This is a genomic window from Psychrobacter sp. DD43, from assembly GCF_904846555.1.
GTDB classification, from domain to species: Bacteria; Pseudomonadota; Gammaproteobacteria; order Pseudomonadales; family Moraxellaceae; genus Psychrobacter; species Psychrobacter cryohalolentis.
Window position 1 is genome coordinate 40408 of the sequence record NZ_CAJHBE010000017.1, and the last position, 12807, is coordinate 53214.

Here is a 12807-nt window from a genome sequence, read left to right on the forward strand (position 1 = left end):
ATACTTACTGTTTTTATAATTATCGTTACTTCCACAAAAACGGAATATAAGCATCAATATCGCCCCTGATATGCCGCGCCATAATCGTGGCCTGCAAATGCGGTAGCAATCCAAACGGTACGGTTTCCTCAAACCAATCATGATAAATGGTCTGCTGCTTACGGTCATGCCATGCCTTAAAAAAGGTTTGCCGTGCCTCATCTTTAAGCCAGACCGCGCCGCTTGCCTCTGTTTTAAAATCTGACTTGCTCAGCTGCTTTTTATTGACCAGCGATAATACAAACCGATCAACAATAGGGCGGAACTCTTCGACTAGATCTAACGCTAGTGAAGGACGACCAGGGCGCAGCTGGTGAAACACACCGCAAGCAGGATCAAGTCCGACCGTTTCCAGCGCACTGCGACACTCATGGGTCATCAGTGTATAAGTAAAAGACAGCAGCGCGTTCATCGCATCAGTCGGCGGATTACGCGTCCGTTTGGCAAAATGAAAATCAGGATTACGAATAAAATGAGGAAACACACTGAAGTAAAGGCTTGCCATTTCCCCTTCGCGACCTAGTAAATCAGGTAAGTTTTCGGCCGCTAGAATTTTATGCAGTCCGCGTTCAAGTCGTACTTGTACCGACTCTAAACGATCAACTATATTTTCATCTAACCCAGATTTATAATCCCGCAGATAGCGGCGCACCACTTGACGCTGATTGTGTACTTTACCCAAAATAATACTATGACAAATCGGCTGCACCCGCGCCGCATCATCACTAATGCGATACTGCTCACGGCGCAGCAGCACATTACCACTGACCGCGCCCTCAATACGCGCTTGAAACTTGCCATAGCGATTGAGATGCGTAATGGTCATCGCGTTGTCGGTACAATGTGCCATAAGTGCTGGTGAAATTGAGACTTGCCCGAAACAAACAATAGCCTCCAGCTTATGAATAGGTACACGACCTTTGACTTCATGATCAATATTCATAACGACGTTTTCGCCTTGCTTATTCAGCCATGCGCCTTGGGTTTGCACAAATAGTGTGTTTTTTAGTGGGCGCATGAGTATCCTTATCTAGGCTAAAAAAGTAGTTAAATTAGCAGTAAATTAAATAGTGAAGCAATGCTAATCCTCTAAGCTCAGATTGATTTTTTTGTTCAACCAAGCTTGAGCATTTTTATTAAAAATCTTTGGGTGACAGATATCTTTAAGCGAGCAATTTCGGCATTTATTGGTGCTATAAGTGGGCTTTGGCGTCTGTCCGCTCTCTATAATATGACGGCACTCGTTAATCGCATTTAAGGTAATTTGCCGCAGCTCATCATCAAAATCTACCGCGTGACGGCGGCGCGTTTTGCCATAAAAAAGTGCGCCTTTGGAAACAATACAGTCGTGCATGTCCTCCAAGCACAATGCTTGCGCGCACAGTTGCACTTCATCGGCGCGGTGTGATTTGGGCTTACCGCGTTTATACTCAATAGGGAAGGGCACTTGGATGCCGTCGTCATCAGTATGATATTCAACCACATCCGCCACGCCCTCTAATCCCAGTGCGTCATGACCTAACCGCAAGGTACGCACGGTTTTAATATTACCGCGCGTATCATGCCCGCCAGAGTTGACCTTTTCGTGCATGACTTGCCCTTCAGCGGTAAACAAGTTCTCCTCCCACGCGCATTCCAGCTCAATTAGGGCAAACTGACGCGGGCAAAAGAGATAGTGTTGTAGGCGAGATAGGTAGAGGGTTTGCATAATGATTTTACTCTCTATTAAGTAATAGGTTTTAAGCAAACTTCACTATGTAAAGCTTGCTCAAATATCTAAAAATTAATGACAGCTTAAAACCCTTCAATAATCTCAGGCGTTAATCCTGCAAGCACCGATGTTAACGCTGCCTCATCAAACGCGCCTTTATCATCAAGCAGTTCTTTTAAACTACGATGTACTTTTGCAGAGGAGTATTGACCGGATTTGCTACTATGCTCCCACCAAACGACCTTTTTAACTTGCATGCTACCTTCAGGACGCGCTGATGACGCATCGCCTTCAAACAGCTTTGGTAAAATCTCTTTTAGCTTTTCAGCATCGGCATCACTGAATCCGGTACGCTCTGCCAATTGTGGGGTGATAGCACCATAAGTCACATAGATACCTTCGTCAACGCGGTGCTTCATGCCCATAGTGTCGCTACCTTTTTTGGTGCCATCGCCTTCACCGCTGACGCTCTTGGTAATTTGGGTACTGGTAATATCGACAGGCTGTAAGCTAAACGCAGATTGAATGGTGACAGGACCGCGAATAGGAATAGATACGCCATCGGCATTTTTAGCATCGGCTTTAAAGGCAAATACTTGACCAAAAGCGCGCACATCAAACCATTTATCACAGGCTTTTTTTGCGGTTTCATCACGTTTGGCTTCGATATTTTCTTTTTTATCGGCTTCAAACGCGCCTTTACCTAAGCCAACTATTTCATCATAAGCACGGTTTTTTAGGCTGGTCATGCCGTCGGTTTTTTTCTCATCAGATTGGATAAATATCGCCTCGCCAGACTCTTGCAAACGGTCACGAATTTTACGTTTTAGGCAAACGTCAGTGATTTCACCATTGCCTTCAAAGTCCGTGCGGGGACGGTTGCCGTTTAAAGGGTCGCCATTGGGGTTGGCGTTGGTTACGCCCATGATGATGGCAAAGTCGATTTTATTATTGATAGGGTTTTGAGTAGAGGCGGTCATACGGTTTCCTTTTATTAGGTTTTAAATACAGATATTTAAAAGTTTAGATTAAGCCGTTGCATCAGTGTTTTCTAAATATTTTTCGTCTTGACGATTCTTTTTTGCTTGCTGCTTATCCAGTTTTATTTGCATTTTTTGGCTGTGATAACCCAGTAAAAACTCACCTGACAAGGCGGCATCATTGGTAAAGTCTTCAACATTAAATAAGCTCATGATTTGGTCAATCAAGTCTTGTTTATTAGCCAGATAACCGCCACGATTGGACTTTAAGCGGTTCTCATAAGGCTTGAGTGCCAGCTCGATATTGCGCCATGTGGTAAAGGGGCGATTGGCAAATTGCTGCATGTAACGCTGCGCGGTGGTATTGCGTTTTTCGCCTGCTATAAATAACGCTAGGCTCTCGATATCTTCAGCAACGGCCAATAGGCGACCATATAAATAATCACGGCTGGTATAATCGGTTTGTAATGCCACGGTATAGCTCCTTTTTTTAGATTCTGATTGACGCAAATAATAGCCACGGTATAAGGCACAGGCGACGCCAATAGCTTGCTCCCATTCCCATTTCTCTAATGCCAGCGGATTGCAAGCGCGTTTGATGGACAAATCGACCAATTGCCAAGGAAACTGCCTTGCCGCTCCCTCAACGATACAAGGCAGTACTTGCGAGACGACCTGTTTTTTTAGCGCATCAGACAGACGCGCGCCATAAGCCACTTGGGCAATTTGCTTGGGCGTTGGTGCTTTGAGCGTTAATTTACGCTCACCACTGTCAGGATCGGCATAAGTGAAATACCACGCAAATTGCTGATGCCAAGATTCTAGCGCGTCAATATAATCGTTTGGCATACTCTCGTGATAATAAGTGACCGCCATGCGTCCAGGGGTCGCCGCCTCCAAAGTTATGATAGAAATCTGGTCATGCGCGGCAAGCTTTTGCCGGTAACCTTGCATGGTGTTGTTTAAATGGGTAGCAAATAAATGACCTAGATTGTTACTGTGCTTAAAGGGTAAAGGCGCTTTTTCATCTGTGACAGCGCTCTCTTGCTCGCTGTCTTCATCATCTTCACTGTCCATATTTTCAAATTCGTCAGCATCGGGCGCTTCAAAATGTATCTGCTCACTTTGTTCAGCGTTTTCGACCACATCAAAAACCGTGCTCTTATCCAAGGGTTCTGTTGGCTGTAGCGTGTTTGTGCCAGAGATTGCCCAAGCGACGACCGCTTGTCCTGCCTCCTCGCGCCCTTGACGTGTCAGTAACCAAGAGAGCGCGGCATGGGCTTTTTCGGTGACCACGGCACTGATATTCGCGCCTTGTAAGCCTTGCGCTTTGATAGAAGCTTTATTGTCCGTAAAGCGTCCTAAAAAGGTAAAGCTGTCCATATCATTGGCGGAGATGAGCTTGGCATTGGTCGCACTTCGCAAAATACGATTGGGATGTTTGCTGGCAAGCGGTCGGTTTTGACCGGTGATATAACAAAAGCCATCTGTGCTATCAAGGGTGGCATAAAACTGCTGCCATGACTCAAATAAGCTGTCATCTTTCCACGTTTCAGCTTGGCTTGATTTGGCTTGACTGCCCAATTCGCTATTGATGACTTGCCACGCAACAAACGCCGCGCCTTGGTCAAATACGCCCTTATTCTTATTCAATGAGGATAAAATACTGTCTGGATAGTCGCCAGCTTGCGCAGGATACGCCAGCTTTTCATTGTCATCTGGATCTGCAATCAACACTTTAGCGTTAAGTAAATCTTTGACCAGCGTACCTTTTTGGACATAATTTAGCACCGCTTGTGCCTTTGGATGGGTATAGTTTGACTCACACCAAGTAGAAAGCACTTCTTCGTATAGAGGATACAAATCAACTTTACTACCATCACTATAATTATGGAAATCTTTAGCCACATATTGCAATTTGTCTGATAACGGATGGGCGACTGCGCCCGAAGTGCGGTTAGCAGAATCGTTAGTCGCAGGAATGGCAAGGTATTTGGATTTGACTTTGCCGCTATCCTCTCGGCAGATTTCTGCTCTAACAAAGTCGCCTTTATTATTGATGGTGGCGATGATTTGTATGTTTTGATTGACGTGGTAATAAGGCATCAAAGCATGATCTTGCGCTTGAATCTCTTCATTTTGGCTAGCCAGCTCATACGTTTGATATAACCGCTGTAACCAACTCATAGCGTCGCCTCCGTTTGGCTGACTGACTCAATATTGTCATCAAGCGTAAAACTTTTGGCTGTCATTGCGCGCACAAAGCGATTGGGCATACCATTATTGCTATCGGCAGCTAAATCGTCCGTCGGCTTGGGAAACTCCACAACGCCATGCTCCATCACTGCCCGAAAAAATCGACTGTGTAGCTCGTCTACGCCAGTTTCATCAGGATAGGCAAAGCTATGAAACATCAGCCCATAACTTAGCTCCGGCGTATCATCATAAGCACCTTTACCATTACCAAATTCGCAAGGTTCAATATAGCCTTGGCACTCTCTAGCACCTAAAAATATATCTTGGCGACCGCCTTTATCCACCATACGCTGAGCGATGCTATAGTGCTTGCCATCAATACGATCAGCGGCAAGTTCTGGGCGGTGCATATTCCATTCAAAATGTGCTTGCACTTGATAAGCGACATCATGCAAGTAAGTGTAATAAGCCAAATCATTTTCATCTTTGTGAAACTTGATGGGCTTCATGCCTTTGGTTTGGGTGCGAATGGGATTTATCACCCGTACTTTATCGACATACCAGATGATGGAGGGTTTCCAATAAATGCTTTTGCAGACCCCTTTTAGCGCTTCATACGTTGGCAGATGATAGCTGGTTTTTTCACCGCCAATACGAGTGATGGGATCGGTAAATAGAGCATGTCGTCCGGTGAGTAGAAATTCGATTTTATTTTCTTTCATATCATGTCAGTTCCTTTTAATGAATAATGCAAGCCTCCAAAACGAAGCTTGCATTACTAGTATTTCTAATATGTTAGATTAGCATCTAACCAGTCGATTACCTTTTTTGAGCCAAAACCAGAATAAGGTTTTTTCAATGAAATTATCCAAATGTGGTCATTAGAATCTAATAAACTTTCAAATTGTGAGTACACTTGATTTGGTGCTAAGGAAGTTGAGACTGCGTAACTTGACTCTGAAAGCCTAGCCCATCCATTAAAAGTCTTTATTTTGTCAAGAATCTTATCATGCTCTTGACCAGGTGCATTTAAGTCGTAAGTGATCAGTAGGGCTGCCATAATCGTTTTCCTTTTGATAGTAAGCTAACAGAATCTTAGAGAATAAAAAACTTCGTAAAAGAAAATATGTATATATAGAAAATTACCTTCAAAACGATAATAGCGTATAATGGATCACTTCATCAAGCTATTTTTATTTAAAATCTTGATGTGGATTGAAACGTAAAGGAAAATATGAGTATATTTGCTCGGCAATGACTGTCTTACCACGGTCATTGCCATTTTCATATCAACTGCTACATCCCAAAATCCACAAAATTAAGCTTGCCTGTTCCTGCGATATCTATCCCCATATGCTCATCATAAAACTGCTCATTTAACGTCAAAATACCGGTGTCTCTGACCATAGCAATGGCCTTATCATCTTGTAGTTTTTGCAGCATCCAAGGGAACACATTGACACTATATTGCTGAGCTTTATGGACTAGTTTATAAAATTCACCATCGCTGACGAGTGTACCGTGCAAGTCATTAATCAGCTCAACACCTGCTTTATGATAAGGAACGATGATCGCTTGCGTTGGCGCATCAATCGCCTTAAATGCGCGTCCTGCATCCATAAAAGACTGCCAAAGTTTTGGATATTGACCGTTTTTGAGCCTATTTGGATTTTCATTATTGACGACAGGGTTCGTAGTGTTGTTACTTAACCAACCATATACGGTCTCAGCACCAGAGGACTTGCCACTTTGATTTTTAATCGGATAAGCCATCTCTTTTGTCGCATGTTCTGTGGTATAAAATACATTAAAAAACTCAGTCATGATGTCGGGGTCGAGTAGGTGCTTGCCCTCATTTTCAGGCAGTCTTAAACTGTGAAGAATATCAGACGTTTTATTTCTACCCAGCTCGATAGTTGGCAATTTGCTCAGATTTTCTTTATCAGGGCTGACGATGAATACTTGTCCCCTTAAAGAAGCTCCTGTCCCATTACCCATCTCGCCATGACGGTTACAACGTCCAGCGGCTTGCGCGATACTGTCGAGTCCTGCCAAAAACCGAATCACAGACTTAAATGAAACGTCCACACCTGCTTCTATCAATTGCGTTGAGATGACCAAGGTCGGCAGACCTTGGTCTAGCCGACTTCTAATCTTAGCCAATAGGTCTTTACGGTGGCGCGCGCATTGTCCCGTACTCAAATGAAATAGCTCATCTTCAGCTATAGAGGTCGATAGCGACTGATACAGCTGCGTTGCCCACGCTTTGGTATTTACAATCACTAAGGTGCTGGCATACTCCTGAAAGTTGTCTTCAATATAAGCTGTTAAGTTGTCTAAATCTCTAAGTGTTTGAGTGTGGTCGTGGATGTCCACGCGTTTTAGGGTGTCAAATAATGTGGCTAACTGCTCGCGATCGCCAATAATTTCTGTTGAGGGGTTGAGACTGCCATTATGCGCGATGGGAAGATTGTCTAGCACTGGTTGCGTCGCCGTACATAGCACCGCTGTAGAGCTAGCATGACGGGTTAAAAAGTTAATGGCATTACAAAATAGATAATAGCAACTGATGGGCAAGGTTTGAATTTCATCAAAGATAAGTACCGCGCGGCTTAACTGATGTAAGCGCCGAACGCCTTTGGTGCCGCCACCAAAACAGCTTTCTAAAAACTGCACCATCGTGGTAAATACAATCGGCGCATTCCAATTGTCCATAATTAGCTTACTTTGCCATGTCTGTACATCAGGCTCTAGGTTTGAGTGTTGCTCTAATACCCAGTCACCCACATAGCTGCCATCAGCTTGCTTTTCCTCTAAAACTTTGCGAACTTCAGCGGCGTTTTGCTCAATAATGCTGGTAAAGGGGATAATATAGATGATACGTTCAAGGTTGTGTTTTTTGGCATTTTGGAGCGCAAAGCGTAGGCTGGCAAGTGTTTTGCCGCCGCCCGTTGGCACGGTTAAAGTATAGATACCTTGTGCTTGTTGACCGCTAGCATAACAAGTATCCGCAATATGAGTGCGCTGCTCGTTAATAGGGTTATGGGGATTGTTTTTTGCTTGATTGGCAAAATCCTCATACAGCGCTTCCACTTTATCTATCGCAGTCTGCCAATTTGGGCGCTGATAATCTAATAGATGCGCTTGGTCTGGATGCTCAAAAGCGATGCTATTACTACGATCGGCATCAATCAGACAGCTAAACAGCAGACGCGCATAAAAGCCAATGTAAAAGTCTTTTTGTTTGTCTTTCGAGGATTTATCGTTTAATACATTAGCAATCGCCTTGCTAAATTCACCAAGCGCTTGATTATTAACTTTGGCATTTAGGTGAGCAAATAACTGATTATAGCGGGCATTGGTGAGAGACTCTTGATAATGAGATTTGCCCTCGTTTTTTTCCTTACGGTTTTTAAGGTATTCATTGCCTTCTTTATCAATGACATTGACCATGCCGCTATGATGGGAGGCGACACAAATGAATAAAATATCGGCAAGCAGTTGCCCTTGACCGATGGTTATTTTTTCTTGAGTAGTATTATCGATTCGGCTGGTTGATAAGCCTTTGAGTTGTTTATATAAATAAATTGCGCCAGCGGTAGAATGGTCTACCGAACCTTTTGTAGGTTTATTTTGTAGTTCTAAAGCGTCAAAATCATCGTCTACTGTTTTACAACCAGTTTTTAATCTGTCATGCGCAGCACACAGCTTAATATATTCCTGAAATTCTTGACTGTATTTGCCCAAATCATGTACCAGTCCAATCAACTCACCCGCTAATGGCAAACCAATCTTAGTTGCCAAGTTTTTGGCTATCTGTGCTGTGCCGGTTAAATGGTCATAAAGTGGCTGCTCGCAACCGTCGCTGGCACGAACATGCGCGATAAAAGTATTACCAGCAACTATCGAACAATTCTGCTCATTATCATTATTCATATTCAATTATTAATCCAAACAAATGTCTTTTAGACTCTACCTGAGTTTATCCTTTCTCGCAATAAGGATTTTTACAAAGACGACAACTAATGACGCATAAGAAAACCCCAAACAGCTCCTTGCCATTTGATGTAAAAATACACAGCCAGTTAATAGGTGACGAGTATCAGTTCATTAATAATCCTGATAGTCTACTCTTAAGCTCATTACGCATATCATCTATCAAATAGTCAGGTGTTTTATCCAGCTGCCGCTGTACTTAGACCCTCAAAGCGCGATGCTTATCAAAGCAGACATCCACTTCCAAAAAACGCGCCAATCCTGATCCACTTAGGATATGCATGTCACGAATCAATCGATTAGCGATAACATTGGCATCTTGGCTTAATTGACCGCGCATGCAGTTTATCGTAATCAATGATTTTCACTGTGACGTCTCCTTGCTAGTAGAGACTGGTGCAGTCTGACTGCGAATAACCAAAGCCTCAAAAGCGCTGCCATCTTGACGGGTCATATTCGGCACATAGCGACTGTAGGTATTAAACAGCATCTTAGTGGTAGAGTGTCCCATTTGACTGGCTATCCATTCAGGACTCTCACCTGCTGCTAACCATAGCGTCGCTGCCGTATGCCTTGTCTGATAAGCGTTGCGTGTCTTGAGTCCTAAAAGCCTAAGCGTGGGATGCCATACTTGTTTATTGATATTGTTATAATGAAGCGGCGAACCAGTATGGGCACAAAACACATACTCTGAGCGCTTATAAGTGATGGCTTGCTGATCTTTTAAAGCATCAAAAACCCAAGGTGACATTTGAATCGCTCGATAAGACTCTTGCGTCTTAGGGGGAACCATTTTGCCTTTAACCAGCGCCTGCTTGATCACTATTTCGCGACGATTAAAGTCAATATTCTCCCATGTTAATCCATCAATCTCACTCGTACGCATACCAGTAAAAAAGCGCACCAAGTAATAATTACGATAGTCTTCCCTAACGCCATTGATGAATTTCCAGACTTCCTCCAGTGTAAATGGCTGAATATCAGTTTTAGGCTCTTTGAGCGACTTAATGTCATCATAAGGGTTATCAAACTTGTAGCGTTTAGCGTCTTCTTTTAGTATCATACCTAAAGGTACCATTATCGAATTGATGCGTGCTGCTGACAGATGTTTGTTAGCTTTTCCGTACGTTACTTTGGCGAGCGATGAACGGAAGGCTAATACATCTGTCTTTTTTATTAGATGAATGGGTCTAGTCCCAAACTCAGGCAATAAATACATATCAATGATCTCCTGTATTTTACGTTTGTAGGTATCGCGCCACTCAATTTCTTTTTCAGAAAACCAGAGTGTGGCAAACTGCTCAAAAGAAGGAACGTTAGTATTAATACATTCCTTACGATCGTTTAATGCAACCATCTCTGCTGCTTTATCACTTTTAGGAAAGTACTCAGCATAATTAAAAATACCCAATCTGATTTTTGCTTCCATATTCAAAATAATATCTTCGAGCTTCTTACGATTTGCTGGGGTATCTATCAGGTTTGTCGTCTCCCGACAGCGTTTTCCCATGTAGTAAAAATCGACTACAAGTCTGCCATATCTAGTTCTAATGCTAGCCATCATACTTCTCCTTATTGTAGTGCCATGGCGTTGATGCTACCGGCAATGCCAGTGCGCATATCTTTTTCAATTTCTTCCCAGATGTATAAAATCTTACGCCCTCCAAAAGGACGTATATAATGAATCCCTTCAATCAGGACGCTATCCTTAAGCTCGTTACGGATAGTACGAGGATTGTATTTGATAAGCTCAGAAAGCTCTTGGGTAGTCAGGTAGGTATGTGACATAATATGTTCCTTATATAAAGTTTAATCATAATGGTACTTTTAGATACCATAGTTGTAATTTACCATGTATTTATAACTATACAAGTACTTTTTATAACTATAATTGGAGTTTGCAAGATGATAGTTAATCACCTTCCTACTTTGTTAGCTGAAAGAAGGCTAAAAGTAGCGGATGCCGTACGAGCGACAGGAGTGAGTAAAACGACATTACATAAGATTTATAATGACCAATCGTCAAGAATTGATTTCGATACTATAGACAAGCTTTGCGAGTATTTAGAAGTAGGAGTAGGAGATCTTTTTGAATATGTAACAGAGGTTGAGCCAGAGGATATAAAAAAATAGACGTTAATCTAAAATTCAGAGTAGAGGTCAAAAAGAGGGTTTTTGGTTTAGATATTTTTGAAGGCTGGTCACGTTTTGGTCACCATTTGGTCACCGTCGCTTTTTTGAGCAGTTTTATAGAGCTTAAATACTTGTGATTATAGAGCGATACCAATAAGGATTTTCCCCTACAGCCCATATTTTACAGGCAAAAAAAAGCCCCAGTCGTTAAACTGGGGCTTTCTAAATTTGGTAGGCATAAGCAGACTCGAACTGCTGACCTCTACCATGTCAAGGTAGCGCTCTAACCAACTGAGCTATACGCCTATTTAGGTTGAGTATTCTATCAAGTTCCCACTATTTTGCAAGCCTTTTTTCTAATAAAACTGCCTTATTATTGTGATCTTGCGATTTAGCTTTGTATCGACAGTCAAATAAGGATTTTTATGTAGTTTTAATTGCTATAATAGAATTATCATTTAGTTTTTATTGTCAATAGCGATAAGTCGCTTGGTACTGGGCAGTCTAGTAATACTATTGCAGATAATAGAAAAACAACTCTGATGATAATCGAATAGTATCTAATAAAGTTAAGTTAACAGTGAAAGGGTTAGGAGCACCGTATGGGCTTATTGGTCGATGGGCACTGGCAGGATAAATGGTATGATACAGCATCTAGCGGTGGACGCTTTGAGCGAGAAGATGCAGGCTTTAGAAATTGGGTAACGTTAGATGGTAGTGTTGGTCCATCGGGTCAAGGTGGCTTTCAAGCCGAAGCCAACCGTTATCATTTATATGTCTCTTTGGCATGTCCATGGGCAAATCGCACCACGCTTTACCGCAGACTCAAAGGTCTAGAAGATATTATTTCGATGTCTGTGGTTCATCCTTTTATGGGCGATAAAGGTTGGACGTTTGCAGAGGATGTAGGTGTTGTCGCTGACCCTATTATCAATGCAAGTTATCTATATGAAGTTTATCTCGCGGCAAAGCCAAATTATACGGGACGGGTGACAGTACCGGTATTATGGGATAAAAAGACCAATACCATTGTCAGCAATGAATCCGCTGAGATTATTCGTATGTTTAACTCAGCTTTTGATGACGTTGGGGCAGTAGCTGGCGATTTTTTACCATCCGATGCGATAGTAGAAATTGATGAGATAAATACGTTTGTTTATGATGCTATCAATAATGGCGTCTATAAAGCTGGTTTTGCGAGCACGCAAGCTGCTTATACAGAAGCGGTCGTTGCGCTATTCGCTGCGCTAGATACGTTAGAGGCGCGCTTGGCAGACCAACGTTACTTAATAGGTAACACAATAACTGAGGCGGATTGGCGCTTATTCACGACCTTGGTGCGTTTTGATGCCGTTTATGTTGGACATTTTAAATGTAATATTCGCCGCATCGTTGATTATCCCAATCTTTGGGGCTATCTGCGTGATTTGTATCAAGTATCGGGTATTAAAGACACCGTGAATATGGAACATATCAAAGCACATTATTACACCAGTCATGCAACGATTAATCCAACTGGAGTGATACCGGTTGGTCCTATTATTGACTTTGATAAGCCGCATGGGCGAGCACATTTATAGAGTGCTATTTTATAAAATGCTGTTTGAATTTTTAGGATAAAGAAATAAAAAACCGTACCCGCTGCTATAAAGTCGCGGGTACGGTTTTTTTAGTATAGTCGGTCCTAAATAAAAGAAATACAAATATAATAAGGTACTACTGGGGTTAATTTTTCTTGCTTGTTGTGCCTAC

12 protein-coding genes and 1 tRNA gene are annotated in these 12807 nt (G+C 42.5%); 2 read left to right on the plus strand and 11 right to left on the minus strand.

What is annotated here, in order from left to right:
* Positions 1-25: 25 nt before the first annotated feature.
* From cas1c to JMX89_RS09690, 10 genes are all read right to left on the minus strand, one after another.
* Positions 26-1057 carry a type I-C CRISPR-associated endonuclease Cas1c gene (cas1c, locus tag JMX89_RS09645; protein ID WP_181210935.1) on the minus strand — a complete coding sequence of 344 codons (1032 nt, stop codon included), beginning with the start codon at positions 1055-1057 and terminating at the stop codon, positions 26-28.
* A gap of 63 nt (positions 1058-1120) precedes the next feature.
* Entirely contained in the window at positions 1121-1747 is a 627-nt protein-coding gene (gene cas4, locus JMX89_RS09650) for a CRISPR-associated protein Cas4 (RefSeq protein WP_181210934.1), read from the minus strand.
* A gap of 86 nt (positions 1748-1833) precedes the next feature.
* Positions 1834-2730, minus strand: a complete 897-nt coding sequence (cas7c, locus tag JMX89_RS09655; RefSeq protein ID WP_181210933.1) for a type I-C CRISPR-associated protein Cas7/Csd2 — start codon at positions 2728-2730, stop codon at positions 1834-1836.
* A gap of 48 nt (positions 2731-2778) precedes the next feature.
* On the minus strand, positions 2779-4917 hold the full coding sequence (gene cas8c / locus JMX89_RS09660) for a type I-C CRISPR-associated protein Cas8c/Csd1 (protein ID WP_181210932.1): 2139 nt from the start codon (positions 4915-4917) through the stop codon (positions 2779-2781).
* Positions 4914-5648 (minus strand): type I-C CRISPR-associated protein Cas5c, encoded by a 735-nt coding sequence (gene cas5c / locus JMX89_RS09665; RefSeq protein ID WP_181210931.1) that lies wholly within the window; start codon positions 5646-5648, stop codon positions 4914-4916. Before cas5c ends, cas8c begins: the two co-directional genes overlap by 4 nt.
* Before the next feature lie 65 nt (positions 5649-5713).
* On the minus strand, positions 5714-5986 hold the full coding sequence (locus tag JMX89_RS09670; protein WP_181210930.1) for a hypothetical protein: 273 nt from the start codon (positions 5984-5986) through the stop codon (positions 5714-5716).
* Between the two features lie 236 nt (positions 5987-6222).
* A complete protein-coding gene (gene cas3 / locus JMX89_RS09675; protein WP_201531187.1) occupies positions 6223-8862 on the minus strand; it encodes a CRISPR-associated helicase Cas3' in 2640 nt (879 codons plus the stop codon).
* A 259-nt stretch (positions 8863-9121) separates the two neighbouring features.
* Entirely contained in the window at positions 9122-9262 is a 141-nt protein-coding gene (locus tag JMX89_RS12830) for a hypothetical protein (RefSeq protein ID WP_227673070.1), read from the minus strand.
* Positions 9263-9286: 24 nt separating this feature from the next.
* Positions 9287-10483: an Arm DNA-binding domain-containing protein gene (locus tag JMX89_RS09685; protein ID WP_201531189.1), complete on the minus strand. Its 1197-nt coding sequence runs from the start codon at positions 10481-10483 to the stop codon at positions 9287-9289.
* 11 nt (positions 10484-10494) lie between these two features.
* Positions 10495-10710 (minus strand): hypothetical protein, encoded by a 216-nt coding sequence (locus JMX89_RS09690; protein WP_045447035.1) that lies wholly within the window; start codon positions 10708-10710, stop codon positions 10495-10497.
* Positions 10711-10827: 117 nt separating this feature from the next.
* On the opposite strand from JMX89_RS09690, the gene JMX89_RS09695 reads away from it, so the two are divergent.
* The gene (locus JMX89_RS09695) at positions 10828-11055 is read left to right on the plus strand and encodes a helix-turn-helix domain-containing protein (RefSeq protein WP_181210928.1); all 228 of its coding nucleotides are present in this window, start codon (positions 10828-10830) and stop codon (positions 11053-11055) included.
* A gap of 229 nt (positions 11056-11284) precedes the next feature.
* On the opposite strand, the gene JMX89_RS09700 is transcribed toward JMX89_RS09695, so the two are convergent.
* A tRNA-Val gene (locus JMX89_RS09700) sits at positions 11285-11361 on the minus strand.
* Between the two features lie 296 nt (positions 11362-11657).
* Between JMX89_RS09700 and JMX89_RS09705 the strand changes: the two genes are divergently transcribed.
* Positions 11658-12635: a glutathione S-transferase family protein gene (locus JMX89_RS09705; protein WP_201531191.1), complete on the plus strand. Its 978-nt coding sequence runs from the start codon at positions 11658-11660 to the stop codon at positions 12633-12635.
* The last annotated feature ends 172 nt before the right edge of the window (positions 12636-12807 follow it).